Origin of the sequence: Mycobacterium noviomagense, from assembly GCF_010731635.1 — a bacterium.
Classification (GTDB): domain Bacteria; phylum Actinomycetota; class Actinomycetes; order Mycobacteriales; family Mycobacteriaceae; genus Mycobacterium; species Mycobacterium noviomagense.
Genome location: NZ_AP022583.1, coordinates 706974 through 723173, shown reverse-complemented (window position 1 = coordinate 723173; position 16200 = coordinate 706974). Strand labels below are relative to the sequence as shown.

The 16200-nt window shown below is 67.2% G+C and carries 16 protein-coding genes; 13 read left to right on the top strand and 3 right to left on the bottom strand.

Annotated elements, in window-relative coordinates; translation table 11 throughout:
- Positions 1 to 6 precede the first annotated feature (6 nt).
- The 4 genes from mca to G6N15_RS03140 are packed head-to-tail and all read left to right on the top strand — an operon-like array spanning position 7 to position 3570.
- Complete coding sequence (gene mca, locus G6N15_RS03155) at positions 7 to 876, top strand: mycothiol conjugate amidase Mca (RefSeq protein WP_083089537.1); 870 nt, start codon at positions 7 to 9, stop codon at positions 874 to 876.
- Positions 876 to 1184, top strand: coding sequence for a hypothetical protein (locus G6N15_RS03150; RefSeq protein WP_083089539.1), 309 nt, complete (start codon positions 876 to 878; stop codon positions 1182 to 1184). The genes mca and G6N15_RS03150 overlap by 1 nt, the downstream gene beginning before the upstream one ends.
- Positions 1185 to 1193: 9 nt before the next feature.
- Positions 1194 to 3188: a thioredoxin domain-containing protein gene (locus G6N15_RS03145; protein WP_083089541.1), complete on the top strand. Its 1995-nt coding sequence runs from the start codon at positions 1194 to 1196 to the stop codon at positions 3186 to 3188.
- Between the two features lie 10 nt (positions 3189 to 3198).
- Complete coding sequence (locus G6N15_RS03140) at positions 3199 to 3570, top strand: nuclear transport factor 2 family protein (RefSeq protein ID WP_083089543.1); 372 nt, start codon at positions 3199 to 3201, stop codon at positions 3568 to 3570.
- Positions 3571 to 3636: 66 nt separating this feature from the next.
- Here the strand turns inward: G6N15_RS03140 and trhA are convergent, their stop codons facing one another.
- Complete coding sequence (gene trhA / locus G6N15_RS03135) at positions 3637 to 4377, bottom strand: PAQR family membrane homeostasis protein TrhA (RefSeq protein WP_083089545.1); 741 nt, start codon at positions 4375 to 4377, stop codon at positions 3637 to 3639.
- A 124-nt stretch (positions 4378 to 4501) separates the two neighbouring features.
- Here trhA and G6N15_RS03130 point away from each other — a divergent pair, with 124 nt between their 5' ends.
- From G6N15_RS03130 to G6N15_RS03120, 3 genes are all read left to right on the top strand, one after another.
- Positions 4502 to 5290, top strand: a complete 789-nt coding sequence (locus G6N15_RS03130) for a (2Z,6E)-farnesyl diphosphate synthase (RefSeq protein ID WP_083089546.1) — start codon at positions 4502 to 4504, stop codon at positions 5288 to 5290.
- 31 nt (positions 5291 to 5321) lie between these two features.
- Entirely contained in the window at positions 5322 to 6686 is a 1365-nt protein-coding gene (locus tag G6N15_RS03125) for a hypothetical protein (protein WP_163747913.1), read from the top strand.
- Between the two features lie 142 nt (positions 6687 to 6828).
- On the top strand, positions 6829 to 7248 hold the full coding sequence (locus G6N15_RS03120) for a hypothetical protein (protein WP_083089552.1): 420 nt from the start codon (positions 6829 to 6831) through the stop codon (positions 7246 to 7248).
- Between the two features lie 81 nt (positions 7249 to 7329).
- Here G6N15_RS03120 and G6N15_RS03115 read toward each other — a convergent pair whose 3' ends face one another.
- Both G6N15_RS03115 and coaA read right to left on the bottom strand, forming a co-directional pair.
- Positions 7330 to 7785: a hypothetical protein gene (locus G6N15_RS03115; protein WP_083089555.1), complete on the bottom strand. Its 456-nt coding sequence runs from the start codon at positions 7783 to 7785 to the stop codon at positions 7330 to 7332.
- A gap of 11 nt (positions 7786 to 7796) precedes the next feature.
- The gene (coaA, locus tag G6N15_RS03110) at positions 7797 to 8735 is read right to left on the bottom strand and encodes a type I pantothenate kinase (RefSeq protein WP_083089557.1); all 939 of its coding nucleotides are present in this window, start codon (positions 8733 to 8735) and stop codon (positions 7797 to 7799) included.
- A 67-nt stretch (positions 8736 to 8802) separates the two neighbouring features.
- Here coaA and G6N15_RS03105 point away from each other — a divergent pair, with 67 nt between their 5' ends.
- The 6 genes from G6N15_RS03105 (at position 8803) to G6N15_RS03080 (ending at position 16170) form a co-directional block, all read left to right on the top strand.
- Positions 8803 to 10014 (top strand): DUF885 domain-containing protein, encoded by a 1212-nt coding sequence (locus G6N15_RS03105; RefSeq protein WP_083089559.1) that lies wholly within the window; start codon positions 8803 to 8805, stop codon positions 10012 to 10014.
- Between the two features lie 10 nt (positions 10015 to 10024).
- Entirely contained in the window at positions 10025 to 11494 is a 1470-nt protein-coding gene (locus tag G6N15_RS03100) for a glycine hydroxymethyltransferase (protein ID WP_083089561.1), read from the top strand.
- A 94-nt stretch (positions 11495 to 11588) separates the two neighbouring features.
- Complete coding sequence (glyA, locus tag G6N15_RS03095) at positions 11589 to 12863, top strand: serine hydroxymethyltransferase (RefSeq protein WP_083089597.1); 1275 nt, start codon at positions 11589 to 11591, stop codon at positions 12861 to 12863.
- 57 nt (positions 12864 to 12920) lie between these two features.
- Positions 12921 to 13748 (top strand): acyl-ACP desaturase, encoded by an 828-nt coding sequence (locus tag G6N15_RS03090; protein WP_083089563.1) that lies wholly within the window; start codon positions 12921 to 12923, stop codon positions 13746 to 13748.
- 222 nt (positions 13749 to 13970) lie between these two features.
- The gene (locus tag G6N15_RS03085) at positions 13971 to 15263 is read left to right on the top strand and encodes a PhoH family protein (RefSeq protein WP_372506510.1); all 1293 of its coding nucleotides are present in this window, start codon (positions 13971 to 13973) and stop codon (positions 15261 to 15263) included.
- Between the two features lie 25 nt (positions 15264 to 15288).
- Positions 15289 to 16170: a polysaccharide deacetylase family protein gene (locus G6N15_RS03080; RefSeq protein WP_083089567.1), complete on the top strand. Its 882-nt coding sequence runs from the start codon at positions 15289 to 15291 to the stop codon at positions 16168 to 16170.
- The last annotated feature ends 30 nt before the right edge of the window (positions 16171 to 16200 follow it).

Genomic DNA, 16200 nt, shown 5'->3' with positions numbered 1-16200 from the left:
GAGCAGGTGAGCGAACTGCGACTGATAGCGGTGCATGCGCACCCGGACGACGAGTCCAGCAAGGGTGCTGCGACCCTCGCGCGCTACGCGGACGAGGGTCATCGCGTGCTGGTCGTGACGCTGACCGGCGGCGAACGCGGCGACATCCTCAACCCTGCGATGGACCTGCCCGAGGTGCACGGCCGCATGGCTGAGATCCGTCGCGACGAGATGGCTAAGGCCGCCGAGATCCTCGGCGTCGAGCACACCTGGCTGGGTTTCGTCGACTCCGGTTTGCCGAAGGGTGACCCGCCGCCGCCGCTGCCCGAGGACTGCTTTGCGCTGGTGCCGCTGGAGGTGGCCACCGAAGCGCTGGTGCGGGTTGTCCGGGAGTTTCGGCCGCACGTGATGACGACCTACGACGAAAACGGCGGCTACCCGCATCCCGACCACATCCGCTGCCACCAGGTTTCGGTTGCCGCGTACGAAGCGGCCGGCGACTATCGCCGGTTCCCGGACGCCGGTGAGCCATGGACGGTGTCCAAGCTGTATTACAACCACGGGTTCCTGCGTCAGCGGATGCAGTTACTGCAAGACGAATTCGCCAAGCACGGGCAGCAAGGCCCGTTCGAGAAGTGGCTCAAGCATTGGGATCCCAAGCACGACGTGTTCGCTGCCCGGGTGACGACCCGGGTGGAGTGCTCGGCGTATTTCAGTCAGCGCGACGACGCGCTGCGCGCGCACGCCACCCAGATCGACCCGAAAGGCGACTTCTTCGCCGCGCCGATCGAATGGCAGCAGCGGCTGTGGCCGACCGAGGAGTTCGAGCTGGCCCGTTCGCGGGTGCCGGTCAAGCTTCCTGAGACCGATCTGTTCGCCGGAATCGAGGACGAGTGATGCCTCCAGCGGTGCTCAGCGCGTTCGTCGTGCTGACCGATTTTCAAGCTGACGGCGCACCCCGTCGTACCGGCCCAGATTTCGGTAAGGCCAGCCCGATGGGTCTGCTGGTTATCGTGTTGCTGCTGCTCGCCACGGTGTTTTTGATCCGGTCGATGAACCGGCAACTCAAGAAGGTCCCCGAGTCGTTCGACCCCGAGCACCCCGAGCCGGACCAGGCAGCCGACGAGGGCACGCCGCCCGGCGGGGCGCCGCCCGCCGACCAGCCGGCCGACCACGAGGGACCACCACATGAACCCGACGGCTAGGGCGCGGCGATGAGCCCTGCGGCCAACACGCTCGCCGGGGCGGCCAGCCCCTATCTGCGCCAGCACGCCGACAACCCGGTGCACTGGCAGCAGTGGACGCCGCAGGCCCTGGCCGAGGCGGCCGAGCGCGACGTGCCGATCCTGCTCTCGGTCGGCTACGCCGCCTGCCACTGGTGTCATGTGATGGCGCACGAATCATTCGAGGACTCAGAAGTGGCCGCCGCGATGAACGACGGGTTCGTGTGCGTCAAAGTGGACCGCGAGGAACGGCCCGACATCGACGCCGTCTACATGAACGCCACCGTTGCGCTCACCGGGCAGGGCGGCTGGCCGATGACATGTTTCCTCACACCCGACGGCCGCCCATTCTTCTGCGGCACCTACTACCCGAAACATGCTTTCTTACAGTTGCTTTCGGCTGTGACCGAAACCTGGCGCACCCGGCGCGAGGAAGTCGAGCAGGCCTCCGACCACATCGCGAGCGAGCTGCGCGCGATGGCTTCAGGGCTGCCGGGCGGTGGCCCGCCGGTCGAGCCTGCCCTGTGCGACCACGCCGTCGCGGTGATACTTCGAGACGAAGACACCGCCCGCGGCGGCTTCGGCGGGGCACCGAAATTCCCGCCGTCGGCGCTGCTGGAGGCGTTGCTGCGGCACCACGAACGCACCGGACCGCAGCCAGCCCTGCTGGCCGTCGAGCGCACCTGCACCGCGATGGCCCGCGGCGGCATCTACGACCAGCTGGCCGGTGGATTCGCGCGCTACAGCGTCGACAATGCCTGGGTTGTACCGCATTTCGAGAAGATGCTGTACGACAACGCGCTACTGCTGCGCGTCTATGCGCACTGGGCGCGCCGGACCGGGAATGTGCTGGCTCGTCGGGTGGCCGCGGAAACGGCCCGATTTGTGCTCGACGAGCTCGGCGACCGCGACATGTTCACCTCGTCGCTGGACGCTGACGCCGCCGGCCGGGAGGGCTTGACCTACGTGTGGACGCCGGACCAGCTGACCGAAGTTCTCGGCGAGGACGACGGGCGTTGGGCCGCTTCGGTTTTCGGGGTCACCGCGACAGGAACGTTCGAGCACGGCGCATCGGTGCTGCAACTGCCCGCCGATCCCGACGACCCCGATCGCTTCGAGCGGGTCCGCGCCGCGCTGCTGGACGCCCGGTCGACCCGCCCGCAGCCTGATCGCGACGACAAGGTCGTCACCGCCTGGAACGGCTTGGTCATTACCGCGTTGGCCGAAGCCAGTGTGGCCGTTAGTGATCCACAGTTGGCGGACGCGGCGACGCGGTGCGCGGCCGCGCTGGTGGCCCTGCACATGGTGGACGGGCGACTGCGGCGGGCCAGCCTCGGCGGGCAGGTCGGCGACAGTGCGGCCATTCTGGAAGACCATGCGATGCTGGCCACCGGGCTGTTGACGCTGTACCAGCTGACAATGGACCCGGCATGGCTAGACACGGCCACCCAGCTACTCGATATCGCGTTGGCGCACTTCGCCGATCCTGACCAGCCGGGCCGCTGGTTCGACAGCGCCGACGACGCCGAACGGCTGATGTTCCGTCCGGCCGACCCGGTGGACGGTGCGACACCTTCGGGCGCGTCCTCGATCACCGAGGCGCTGCTGATAGCGGCGCACCTGGTCGGCGGCGAACGCGCCGATAGTTATGGCCAGGCGGTGGCCGATGCGCTGCGGGTGCATTCCCCGCTGCTGGCCCGCGCGCCGCGCTCGGCCGGGCACTGGCTGGCAGTGGCCGAATCCGCCGTGCGCGGGCCGCTGCAGATTGCGGTGGCCTGCGATGCGCCGGGGTCGTCGCTGTTGGCCGACGCGCGCCGGCTGGCGCCGGGCGGGGCGATCGTGGTCGGCGGGGAAGCGGACTCCTGCGAGCTGTTGATCGGCCGCGACCGGGTGGACGGAGCCGACGCCGCCTATGTATGCCGCGGCCGGGTCTGCGACCTGCCGGTCACCACCACCGAGGACCTCGAAGCGGCACTGGCGCGGTAGCCTTCGCCTCATGCCGAGTGCTGAAGTCATCGCCGACACGGTCAACCGCTACATCAGCCTTATTGCCAAGGGCAGCGCCGACGACATCGCCGAGCTCTACGCCGACGATGCGACCGTCGAAGACCCTGTCGGAGGCGAGGTGCACATCGGCCGGCAGGCCATTCGTGGTTTCTACTCCGCGATCGAAGGCGCCGAGCGGGAGTGCGAATTGGTGTCGCTGCGAATCGCGGGCAACGAGGCGGCTTTTCAGTTCCGACTGACGGTGAAGGCCGGTGGCGGTGGGATGGTGATCGAGCCGATCGACGTGATGGTGCTGGGCGACGACGGCAAGGTCACCGCGATGAAGGCCTACTGGTCAGCCGAGAACGTCACCCAGCTCTAGCCCCGGCGAGCAGACGCAAAAGCCCCCATTTCGTGCCGAAATAAGGGGCTTTTGCGTCTGCTCGCCCTATAAGACGGCGAACCACATCGCGATGTAATGGCACGTCGCTGCCACCGCGGTGCAGGCATGGAAGAACTCGTGGTAGCCGAACACCCTCGGCCACGGGTCGGGCCAGCGTAGCCCGTAGAACACGCCGCCGACGCTGTAGATCACCCCACCGACGATGAGCAGCACCATCGCGGCCACCCCGGCGCCGTGCACAATCGGGCCGATAAACCAGATCGCTACCCAACTCAACAGCAGATACAGCGGCACGCCCACCCAACGCGGCGCCGTAGGCCAGCACATCTTCAGGGCGATCCCAGCCAGCGCGCCGCCCCACACGATCCACAGCACCAGGTGCCCATCCCCGGGTGGCATGGCGCATACCGCGAACGGTGTGTAGCTGCCGGCGATGAACACGAAGATCATCGAGTGGTCGAGCCGCCTCATCCAGGTACGCGCAGTCACCGAGTTCCAGTGGATGCGGTGATAGGTGGCGCTGACCCCGAACATGGCCACGATGGCTGCGGTGTAGGCCAGCGTGGCCAGCCCCGCGGAGGTGCCTGACAACGCCCACGACACGGCCACCAGGGTCGCGCCCGCGATGATCGACACAATCGCCGAATAGACGTGGATCCAGCCCCGAAACCGCGGCTTCGTCAGGACCTCTGCTGTGCCCTCGGCGAGCTGCTCGCCCAAATGCTCGGCCGCAGCCAACGGCCCGGACGGAGCGGGATCGTCTGTTACGCCGGTCGAAGCGTTCATATCCCTCCCTCATCAAGATCGCTGGACGCCTACTAGCCACAGTAATGGGCGCGCCGGTGAACCCCCGGGTGCCGCGCATTGAGATCGCCGGTAATTCTCGGCTTCGGCACTAGTCTGGATACCCGTGGAGATCATTCCGCCGCGGCTCAAGGAGCCGCTGTACCGGCTCTATGAGCTGCGGTTACGGCAGGGCCTGGCGGCATCGAAATCCGCGTTACCCCGCCACATCGCCGTTTTGTGCGACGGCAATCGGCGCTGGGCGCGCAGCGCGGGCTACGACGACGTGAGCTACGGCTACCGGATGGGCGCCGCCAAGGTCGCCGAGATGCTGCGCTGGTGCCAAGAAGCCGGCATCGAAATGGCCACCGTCTACCTGCTGTCCGCCGAAAATCTGCAACGCGACCCCGACGAACTCGCCGCACTCATCGAGATCATCACCGACGTCGTCGAGGAGATCTGCGCGCCGGCCAACCGCTGGAGTGTGCGAACCGTGGGCGATCTGGGGCTCGTCGGTGAGGAAACGGCACGCCGACTGCGCGAGGCCGTCGACTCCACCCGGCCCAACAGTGGCTTTCACGTCAATGTCGCCGTCGCCTACGGCGGTCGCCAAGAGATCGTCGACGCCGTGCGCGCTCTGCTCAACAAAGCACTGGCCAACGGAGCCGGCGCCGAAGAGCTCATCGAGGCGGTCACGGTCGAGGCCATCTCCGAAAACCTTTACACGTCAGGGCAACCCGACCCCGATCTGGTCATCCGGACCTCCGGAGAACAGCGGCTGTCGGGTTTCCTGTTGTGGCAGAGCGCCTATTCCGAGATGTGGTTCACCGAGGCGTACTGGCCGGCGTTTCGCCGAGTCGACTTCCTGCGCGCGCTCCGCGATTACAGCTTGCGCCACCGCCGTTACGGCATGTAATTAGCGACGGCCGCCGTGCGACACTGAACGCATGGCTGCGCTGTCAGCGGTGGTGTTCACGCTGAGCTGGTGGCTGGGGCTCTATCTGCTGGCCCGCGACCCGCGCAAACCGGTGCTGGTGCTAGCGGCCATCGGACTATGCGGATTTGCCGCCGTCGTGGCGCTGGACGCGGTGCGGCTCACCGGGCATGCCGACGCGCTGAGCCACGCCGAGATTTACCTGGTCGGGGTGCCCGGCGTGGCGTGGTTCGCGGTGCTCCTCGAGCTGTCCCGGCCGGGCGACAGCTGGCGGGCCCGCACCGGCGAGGTGTTGCTGGTCGCGGCGATGGCTGCGCTGACCTTTCTGGGCGCCGTGCTGGCCGGCAGCGTCGACGGGCCGCTTCGGCCCGGCCACATGCTGATGTTTGCGGTGATCTCGGTCTCCACGCTGGGCGCGATGGTCGTTGCGCTGGTTCGGCCCGCCCAGCCCGTCCCGATGGTCGGGTGGGTCATCGTCGCGACGTTGTTCTTTGCGTTGAGCAACGCCATCCTGATCATTCCGCTCGGTTTGGTGCCCAGCTGGCTGGCATTGGCGTCGACGGGTTTCGACGTCTGCTTGCTCGGGATTGCGGTCGCGCTGTGGGACGCGTTCGACGAGGGCCAGGCGCTGCGATTCGACATGCTGCGCTCATTTGCCGGCAGCATCGTGGTGGCGGTGCTGTTCGGCAGCCAAGCCCTGATCGCCATCGCGGTGACCCGGCAGGAAGCCACTGCACAGCTCGCGTTGACGGTGCTGCTGTTCACCAGCGTGGCGATCGCGATCGCCGCGCAGGTGCTCGCCAACCCGTGGGCCGGGATGCTCGACCGGATGGCGTTCTGGCAGTCGCCGACACTGCGCGCCGACCGGGCCACGCTGCGGCGCACCGAGGCCGCATTGCCGCTGCGCTCGGCTGACCCGCTGGACGACATCGACGACGACACGTTCGCCCGGCTCACCCGCCGCGCGCTCGCCCATTACGGCGACCTGTCCAAGCTGGTGGCCAGCCCCTTGACCGCGCTGCCCGTGATCGACGAGCGGTTGGCCGCCCGAGGCGCGCCTGATCAACCGTTGGAGCGGGCCAACGAGCTCAGGGCTTTGCTGGCGGAGCACATCGCGCGGCTCAAGCCCCGCGACGGCGGCGACTTCGGCACCACCGAGCACTGGCGGTACTACAACTCGCTGTATTTCCCATACGTGGTCGGTGTGCGCGCCTACGCGCAGAACGCCACCGCCGCCGGCTTGGACCCCACAGCCCGGCAGGCGTGGCAGTGGCTGGTCACCGAGGTGCCGCAGCGCTCCCTGCACAACTGGCAGAACGCGGCGGCCAGGCTGATTGCCGCCGACTTACGCGGGCGGGTGCAGGTACACAGCGCGTGAACCCGCGCGGGAATAGCCGCGTATTAAACATAGGTTGAGTTGCGCATGGCAGTGCTTGGCAGTGCCATGTCTCGATCTGGCAGCGCCTAGACCGCAGGCTCAACTATGTGCCACCGCAACCGACGTCCCAAGGAGTTCTGACATGACCGCTGTCTCTGGTCTGGCAACCCGGCCCCTGTACGACTCGACCGATTCGTTGCTGCGCTTTGCGATGCGTGTCGACGCCACCGTCACCGGGCTCGTGGGGCTGGCCGTGGCGGCGGCCGCCGACCCCTTCTCGTCGCTGACCGGGTTCAGCTCCGGCACCGAATATGGCCTGGGCGCGGCCTTCGTGCTCTGCGGCCTGGTCGTGTTCAGCCTTGCGGCGCTGCCGAACCTGCGGCGCGCCGGCATCAGCCTCGCCATCGCCAACATCGTCTGCACCCTGGCCGCGATCGCCGTGGTGGCCGCCGACTGGGTGCCGTTGACCTCGGCTGGCGTCGCCGCCACATTGGGCAGCGGCATATACACCGCCGTTTTCGCGCTGTTGCAGTACCTCGGAGTGCGCCGGCTACCGGCCTGACTCCCACATCGCCGGTGCGGGGACACCGCCGTTCGAGGTTTCGGTGGGACGTCCCCGCATCGGCCCGCGCATCCGACGTGGCTACGCCATCCGTGCCCGTTCGACTCGCGCCCACAACGGCTTGCCGCCGGGCAGACGCGGAAGCACCACCTGTGCGAGCTGATCACGGCGTCGCTGTCGAGGAGGCGCCGTGGTCTTCGCGGTGGCCAAGTCATGCCAGCCGAAAATCGCCCAGGCCGCAGCGACGACCGTATCGAAGATTCCGCCGCGCGCCCGATGAGGATTGACGACCGCTAGGCCGAGCGTGGTCAGCGAATGTACCGAGTCCACCCATACACCCGCAGCGATGACTTCTGGGCTTGGCTTGAGGCCCGACAGCGACGCCTGCACAAGGTGGCGTGCCCCGAGGATCCGGGTGACGACAACGGCGTTGCGGTCGACGTCCACGCCGTGCAGACGAGACAAGACCGCCCGAGGAGCCGTCAAAAGCGTGGTGCCCCACAAAAACCGGGCAACCTCGATCCATCGAAAGCTCATCGAAGGCGAGGTTACAGCTTGCGCAGCCGCAGCCGGTTGATGGAGTGGTCGGCGTCCTTGCGCAGCACCAGAGTGGCCCGTGGCCGCGTGGGCAGGATGTTCTCGACGAGATTGGGCCGGTTGATCGAACGCCAGATTTCCCGGGCGGCAGCGATGGCCTGCTGGTCGTTCAGCCGCGCGTAGTGGTGGAAGTGCGAGGCCGGGTTGGCGAACGCGGTGGTACGCATGGCCAGGAACCGCGAGATGTACCACTGCTCGATATCTTCGATGCGCGCGTCGACGTACAGCGAGAAGTCGAACAGGTCAGAGACCATCAGAGTGGGTCCGGTCTGCAGCACGTTGAGGCCCTCGAGGATCAAGATGTCGGGGTGGCGAACCACCTGCTTGGCGCCCGGGATGATGTCGTAGAGCAAATGTGAATACACCGGCGCGCAGGCATATTCCGAACCGGACTTCACCGAGGTGACGAACCGCATCAGCGCGCGACGGTCATAGCTTTCCGGGAAACCCTTGCGATGCATGAGGTTTCGGCGCTCCAGCTCGGCATTCGGGTAGAGGAAGCCGTCGGTGGTCACCAAGTCCACCTGAGGGTGGTGCTCCCAGCGGGCGAGCAGCGCCTGCATTACCCGGGCGGTGGTCGATTTGCCGACCGCGACGCTGCCGGCCACCCCGATGATGAACGGGACCGGCCGATCGGGGTTCTGTTGCGGCTCGCCGAGGAATTCCGCGGTGGCGGCGAACAGCCGCTGGCGGGCGGCGACCTGAAGGTGGATCAGCCGGGCGAGCGGCAGGTAGACCTCTTCGACTTCGAGCAGGTCGAGCTTTTCCCCCAGACCACGCAGCTTGACCAGCTCTTCCTCGGTGAGTTTGAGCGGTGTCGACATGCGCAGCGCACGCCACTGACTTCGGTCGAACTCCACATACGGGCTCGGCTCGCTCAGCCGCGGCATAGGGGTCAGTCTTGCAGCCGCCGCCGCGCCGTGAGCGGCTGGGGCGACCCCGATAGCGTGGGCCGCTATGGAGCCTGCCGCGCTGATCCGCGAGTACCTGCTGCTGGGTTTGCGCTTCGACCGCGTCGAGCCCGGCTACGTCGACGCCTTCACCGGTGATCCGGGGCTGCGCCGGGCGGCGCGAGACGAGCCGACGCCCGATCCCCGCGAGTTGGCCCGCCAAGCCCAACGGTTGCTCGCGCTTCTGCGGGATGCCCAGCGAATCAAGGGATTTGACCACGCTCGCGCCGACTACCTGCGGGCCCACTTGCGCGCCCTGGCGTGCGCGGGACGCAAGTTCGCCGGAGAGCGGGTCGGGTTCGTCGACGAGGTACACGACTACTTCGACGTCCACATCGGCAAGGGCGACGTGGACAGCTATCGGCAGGCTCACGCCCGGCTCGACGAGGTGCTCGGCGGGGCCGGCCCGCTGGCCGAGAGGATGGCAGCTCATCGCGCTGCCGAGGAGATCCCGCCACAGCGGCTGGCCGACTGTATCGGTGCGTTCTCCAGCGCGCTGCGGGACCGGGTTCGCGCCGAGTATCCGCTGGCGGACACCGAAACCGTCGACTACGAGGTGGTCAGCGACAAACCGTGGTCAGGGTTCAACTACTACCTGGGCAACTACCGCTCGAAAGTCGCTGTCAACGCCGACATCAAACAGTTGATGTCCAACCTGCCGCGGCTGGTGGCCCACGAGTCCTACCCGGGGCATCACACCGAGCATTGCCGCAAGGAAGCCGGGCTTGTCAAGCGCGAAGGCCACGCTGAGCACACCATTTTTCTGGTCAACACCCCGCAGTGCCTGATGGCCGAGGGCCTGGCCGACTTGGCGCTGTATGTGGCGATCGGCCCGGGCTGGGGCCGCTGGGCGGCAGACATCTACGCCGATCTGGGGCTGCGTTTCGACGGCGAGCGCGCCGAAGCCGTCGCGGAGGCTTCCGCGCCGCTGATGAGCGTGCGCCAGGACGCTGCGCTGATGTTGCACGACGAACACCGGGACGCCGACGACGTGACGGACTATCTGCGGCGCTGGCTGCTGGTGCCGGAGAAGCGGGCCCGGCAAATGCTGCGGTTTTTGTGCTCGCCGCTGTGGCGGGCCTACACCAGCACTTATGTCGAGGGTTATCGGCTGCTACGAGCCTGGCTCGATGACCGGCCACCCGGCGTCAGCCTGCAAGAGCGGTTCCGCCGGCTCCTCGACGAGCCGCTCGTCCCGTCGTCGTTGCGAGCAGAGTAGGTTCGGGTGCATGGCAGCTGACTCGACTGGAACCGCCACCTCAGCCCCACCTCTTGGCGCCGAATACGCCGATACCGCCAGCGCCGCCTACCGCGCCGCACTGGACGTCATCGAATCCGTCGAACCTCGTATTGCCGCTGCGACACGTAAAGAGCTTGCTGATCAACGTGATTCGCTCAAGTTGATCGCCAGCGAGAACTATGCGTCGCCCGCGGTGCTGCTCACCATGGGCAGTTGGCTGTCTGACAAATACGCCGAAGGGACCATCGGCCACCGCTTCTACGCCGGATGCCAAAACGTCGACACCGTCGAGAGTGTGGCCGCCGAGCACGCCCGCGAGTTGTTCGGCGCGCCGTATGCCTACGTCCAGCCTCACTCGGGCATCGACGCCAATCTCGTTGCCTACTGGGCGATCCTGGCCACTCGCGTTGAGGCACCCAGCTTGGCCGAGGCCGGCGTCAAGCATGTCAACAACCTCTCGGAGGAAGACTGGGAAACGTTGCGGCACAAGCTCGGCAGCCAGCGGCTGCTGGGCATGTCGCTGGACGCCGGCGGCCACCTCACCCACGGTTTCCGGCCGAACATCTCCGGCAAGATGTTTCACCAGCGCAGCTACGGTACCGACCCGCAGACCGGGCTGCTCGACTACGGCGCGGTCGCCGCAGCCGCGCGCGAATTCAAGCCGCTGATCCTGGTCGCCGGATACTCCGCTTACCCGCGGAGGATCAACTTCGCCACGATGCGCGAAATCGCCGACGAGGTGGGCGCCACCCTGATGGTGGACATGGCCCACTTCGCCGGGCTGGTGGCCGGCAAGGTGTTCACGGGCGACGAGGATCCGGTGCCGCACGCCCACGTCACCACCACCACGACGCATAAGTCGTTGCGCGGACCCCGCGGGGGGCTGATCCTGGCGCAACCGGAGTACGCCGACGCCGTCGACAAGGGCTGCCCGATGGTGCTGGGCGGCCCGCTGCCGCACGTGATGGCCGCCAAGGCGGTGGCGTTGGCCGAGGCCCGCCAGCCCGCGTTTGCGACCTACGCCCAGCGCGTCGCCGACAACGCTCAGGCGCTGGCCGACGGATTCGTGCGACGCGGCGCGCGGCTGGTCACCGGCGGCACCGACAACCACATCGTGCTCCTTGACGTCACCTCGTTCGGGCTAACCGGCCGACAGGCCGAATCCGCTTTGCTGAACGCCGGCGTCGTCACCAACCGCAACTCCATACCCGCCGACCCCAACGGCGCCTGGTACACCAGCGGCATTCGGTTCGGCACTCCGGCGCTGACCACCCGCGGCTTCGGCGCCGCCGACTTCGACCGGGTCGCCGAGCTCGTAGTCGACGTGCTGACCAACACCGCGCCGGTGGGCACCTCGAAGGCGAAGTACACGCTGGCCGACGGCACCGCCGACCGGGTGCGCGCCGCGGCCGCCGAGCTGCTGGCCGCAAACCCGCTCTACCCGGGCCTGACGCTGTAGACAGCCCAGAGGGTCCGACGTGGCCCCCAATTCGTCGGTCTCCCATGCCAGACTGACCTGCGTGACCGCCGCACCTGACACCGCCACCTCCCTGATGTCGGCCCCGCTCGCTGAGGTCGACCCCGAGATCGCCGGCCTGCTGGGCAAAGAACTCGGCCGCCAACGCGACACGCTGGAGATGATCGCCTCCGAGAACTTCGCGCCGCGCTCGGTGCTGCAGGCCCAGGGCAGCGTGCTGACCAACAAATACGCCGAAGGCCTGCCGGGCCGGCGCTACTACGGCGGCTGCGAGTACGTCGACGTCGTGGAGAACATCGCCCGCGACCGGGCCAAGGCGTTGTTCGGCGCCGACTTCGCCAACGTGCAACCGCATTCCGGCGCCCAGGCCAACGCGGCGATCCTGCACGCGCTGATGACACCGGGCGAGCGGCTCCTGGGGCTCGACCTTGCCAACGGCGGTCACCTGACCCACGGCATGCGGCTGAACTTCTCCGGCAAGCTCTACGACGCCGGCTTCTACGGCGTCGACCCGGTGACGCATCTGGTCGACATGGACGCCGTGCGCGCCAAGGCCTGCGAGTTCCGGCCCAAGGTGATCATCGCCGGCTGGTCGGCCTACCCGCGGATTCTTGATTTCGCCGGCTTCCGGTCGATCGCCGACGAGGTCGAGGCCACCCTGTGGGTCGACATGGCCCACTTCGCAGGCATGGTCGCCGCGGGACTGCACCCGTCTCCGATACCGCACGCGCCGGTGGTCTCCACGACCGTGCACAAGACGCTCGGCGGCGCACGCTCGGGCATGATCCTGGGCAAACAGGAATACGCCAAGGCCATCAACTCCGCGGTGTTCCCCGGTCAGCAGGGCGGACCGTTGATGCACGTCATCGCCGCCAAGGCGGTCGCGCTCAAGATCGCGGGCACCCCCGAGTTCGCCGAGCGCCAGCAACGCACGCTGTCGGGCGCGCGGATCATCGCGGAGCGGCTGTTGGCCGCCGACGTCGCCAAGTCCGGGGTGTCGGTGGTCAGCGGCGGCACCGACGTCCACTTGGTGCTGGTCGACCTGCGCAACTCTCCGCTGGACGGCAAAGCGGCCGAGGACCTGCTGCATGACGTCGGGATCACCGTCAACCGCAACGCCGTCCCGAATGACCCGCGCCCGCCGATGGTGACCTCGGGGCTGCGAGTCGGGACGTCCGCGCTGGCCACCCGTGGTTTCGGGGACGCCGAGTTCACCGAGGTCGCCGACATCATCGGGACCGCGCTGGCCGCCGGCGAGTCGGCCGACGTGCCGGCACTGCGCAAGCGAGTCACCCGCTTGACCCGGGAGTTCCCGCTCTACGAGGGCTTGGAGGACTGGAAGCTGGTCTGAACACGCGACCGGCCCCCGATTTTAAACAAACTGTGAATCCGGGTTACAGTTACTTTCATGGCAGTGAAACCCGTTGCTAATGCACTGACCCAGGAACTCGAGCCGGTGGTGGAGCGGCTCATGGACCACCACCTGAACACCGAGGAGCTCTGGTTCGCACACGAGTACGTGCCATTTGAGCGGGGCGAGAACTTCGCGCTTCTGGGCGGACGTGATTGGGACCCCTCGCAAGCGAGCCTGCCCCGGGTGATCACCGACGCCTGCGAGATCCTGCTGATCACCAAAGACAACATGGCCGGGCGTCACCGCGAGCTCGTCGAGCACTTCATCCTCGAGGAGTGGTGGGGCCGGTGGCTGGGCCGGTGGACCGCCGAGGAGCAACTGCACGCCATCGCGTTGCGCGAGTACCTCGTGGTCACACGCGAAGTCGACCCGACCGCCAACGAGCAGGTCCGCGTCCACCACGTGATGAAGGGCTACCGCGCCGACCACTACAGCCAAGTCGAAACCCTGGTCTACATGGCGTTGGCCGAACGTGCCCAGGCGGTGTTCTGCCGCAACGTGGCGGCGCTCGTTGAGGAGCCGATCCTTGCCGGTCTCATGACCCGGATCGCCAAAGACGAAGAGCGGCACGAGGAGTTCTTCGCCAAGCTGGTGGCGCACTGCCTGACCTACACCCGCGACGAGACGGTGGCCGCGATTGCCGCCCGGGCAGCTGAGCTCGACGTCGTCGGCGGAGACATCGACGCCTACCAGGACAAGGTGCAAAACATCGCGCAGGCCGGTATTTTCGGCGACTCCCACCTGCGGCAGGTGATCTCCGACCGCATCACCGAGTGGGGTCTGGCCGACGAGCCCAAGCTGCAGGAGTTCGTCCTCACGTAGCCAACCGGCGCGCCTGCACGGCGGGCAAGGCTCGACCAGAGTAGCGTCGCATTCGATGGCTAGCGACATGCTCTGCTGTCCGAGCGGCGCCTTGTGTCACAACTACGGCAGGACCGGCCCCGGTCCTGGTGCCGCAGCCCCCGCCGAGTCCGCGCGGGGCCGCGCGGGCAGTGACGCCAGGAGCGCTTCGTGACTGATTCGCCGTCGGTTGCACACGACACCATTCGGACGTACGTGCTCGACACTTCCGTGCTGCTGTCCGACCCGTGGGCGTGTACCCGCTTCGCCGAACACCACGTCGTGGTGCCTTTGGTTGTGATCAGCGAACTGGAGGCCAAACGCTACCACCACGAGCTGGGTTGGTTCGCCCGCCAGGCATTGCGCTTGTTCGACGACCTTCGGCTGGAGCACGGACGACTGGATCAGCCTATTCCCGTTGGGACACAAGGCGGTACCTTGCATGTCGAGCTCAATCACAGTGATCCGGCGGTATTGCCCGCGGGATTCCGCACCGAGTGCAACGACTCGCGGATCTTGAGTTGCGCAGCCAACCTCGCTGCCGAGGGCAAGCGGGTTACGTTGGTTAGCAAGGACATTCCGCTGCGAGTCAAGGCCGGCGCAGTGGGCCTGGCCGCCGACGAGTATCACGCCCAAGACGTCATCACCTCCGGATGGACCGGCATGGCCGAGATCGAGACGGCCGTCGAAGATATCGACGCATTGTTCGCCGAGGGTGAGATCGACCTGACGGATGCCCGAGACCTGCCCTGCCACACCGGGGTTCGGCTGCTCGGCGGCAGCTCGCATGCGCTTGGCCGCGTCAACGCGCACAAGCGTGTCCAGCTTGTCCGCGGCGACCGGGAGGTGTTCGGCCTGCGTGGCCGATCCGCCGAGCAACGGGTGGCGCTCGACTTGCTGCTCGACGAGTCGGTGGGCATCGTGTCGCTGGGCGGTAAAGCCGGCACCGGCAAGTCGGCGCTGGCGCTGTGCGCAGGACTGGAAGCGGTGTTGGAGCGCCGGACTCAGCGCAAGGTGGTGGTGTTCCGCCCGTTGTATGCAGTTGGCGGGCAAGACCTGGGTTATTTGCCGGGCAGCGAGAGCGAGAAGATGGGCCCGTGGGCGCAGGCGGTGTTCGACACCCTCGAGGGGCTGGCCAGCCCGGCGGTGCTGGACGAGGTGCTGTCGCGCGGCATGCTCGAAGTTTTGCCGCTCACCCATATCCGGGGGCGCTCGCTGCACGACTCGTTTGTGATCGTCGACGAGGCGCAATCCCTGGAGCGCAACGTGCTACTGACGGTGCTGTCGCGGCTGGGCGCGGGCTCGCGAGTGGTGTTGACCCACGACGTGGCCCAGCGCGACAACCTGCGAGTCGGTCGCCACGACGGGGTGGCGGCAGTGATCGAGAAGCTCAAGGGGCACCCGTTGTTCGCGCACATCACCCTGGTGCGCAGTGAGCGGTCGCCGATTGCCGCGCTGGTCACCGAGATGCTGGAGGAAATCGCCGGGCCTCGTTGACCGAGCGTTTCGGTAGGCTGCCAGCGTGCCGAAACGACCCGACAGCCAGGCCTGGCGATACTGGCGAACCGTTCTCGGTTTGCTTGCTGCCGCGACGGTGCTGGTGATCGGTGCGCTGACCGGTCATGTGAAACGGGCCCACGCCGACGATGTCGATTGTTCGCGGGTCAAGTGCGTGGCGCTGACTTTCGACGACGGGCCGACGCCCTACACCGACCGGCTGTTGCAGGTGCTCAAGGACAACAACGCTAAGGCGACATTCTTCTTGATCGGCAACAAGGTGGCGGCCAACCCCGCGGGCGCCAAACGCATCGCGGACGCCGGGATGGAAATCGGCAACCACACGTGGGAACACCCCAACATGACGACCATCCCGGCCGCGGACATCCTGCCGCAATTGGCGAAGGCCAAAGATGCGATCACTGCCGCCACCGGCCACGCGCCGACGCTGTACCGGCCCGCGGGAGGCTTGTCCAACGCCGCGGTGCGCCAAGCCGCCGGTCAGCTTGGGCAGGCCGAGATCCTCTGGGACGTCATCCCGTTCGACTGGATCAACGACTCCAACACCGCCGCCACCCGTCAGGTGCTCATGACGCAGATCAAGCCCGGCTCGGTGGTGTTGTTCCACGACACCTACTCCAGCACCGTCGATCTGGTGTACCAATTCATTCCGGTGTTGAAAGCCAACGGCTATCACCCGGTGACAGTCAGCCAATTGCTCGGACCGCGAAGTCCCGGCAGCAGTTATGGCGGTCGCGAGAACGGGCCACCGGCCAACGACCTGCACGACATCCCGGCCAGCGAGATTCCGACACTGCCCAACACGCCGTCGCCCAAGCCGATGCCCAACTTCCCGATCACCGACATCCCGGGCCAGAATTCGGGTGGGCCCAACAACGGCGCCTAGCCGCGCGACGCGGCAGGGTGGGTCACACCG

Coding starts and splice junctions, on each gene's coding strand:
- trhA (WP_083089545.1), bottom strand. CDS start 4,377: ATGAACGCTTCGACCGGCGTAACAGACGATCCCGCTCCGTCCGGGCCG.
- G6N15_RS03115 (WP_083089555.1), bottom strand. CDS start 7,785: ATGAGCTTTCGATGGATCGAGGTTGCCCGGTTTTTGTGGGGCACCACG.
- G6N15_RS03145 (WP_083089541.1), top strand. CDS start 1,194: ATGAGCCCTGCGGCCAACACGCTCGCCGGGGCGGCCAGCCCCTATCTG.
- G6N15_RS03140 (WP_083089543.1), top strand. CDS start 3,199: ATGCCGAGTGCTGAAGTCATCGCCGACACGGTCAACCGCTACATCAGC.
- coaA (WP_083089557.1), bottom strand. CDS start 8,735: ATGCCGCGGCTGAGCGAGCCGAGCCCGTATGTGGAGTTCGACCGAAGT.
- G6N15_RS03090 (WP_083089563.1), top strand. CDS start 12,921: ATGGCAGTGAAACCCGTTGCTAATGCACTGACCCAGGAACTCGAGCCG.
- G6N15_RS03105 (WP_083089559.1), top strand. CDS start 8,803: ATGGAGCCTGCCGCGCTGATCCGCGAGTACCTGCTGCTGGGTTTGCGC.
- glyA (WP_083089597.1), top strand. CDS start 11,589: ATGTCGGCCCCGCTCGCTGAGGTCGACCCCGAGATCGCCGGCCTGCTG.
- G6N15_RS03120 (WP_083089552.1), top strand. CDS start 6,829: ATGACCGCTGTCTCTGGTCTGGCAACCCGGCCCCTGTACGACTCGACC.
- G6N15_RS03125 (WP_163747913.1), top strand. CDS start 5,322: ATGGCTGCGCTGTCAGCGGTGGTGTTCACGCTGAGCTGGTGGCTGGGG.
- G6N15_RS03100 (WP_083089561.1), top strand. CDS start 10,025: ATGGCAGCTGACTCGACTGGAACCGCCACCTCAGCCCCACCTCTTGGC.
- G6N15_RS03150 (WP_083089539.1), top strand. CDS start 876: ATGCCTCCAGCGGTGCTCAGCGCGTTCGTCGTGCTGACCGATTTTCAA.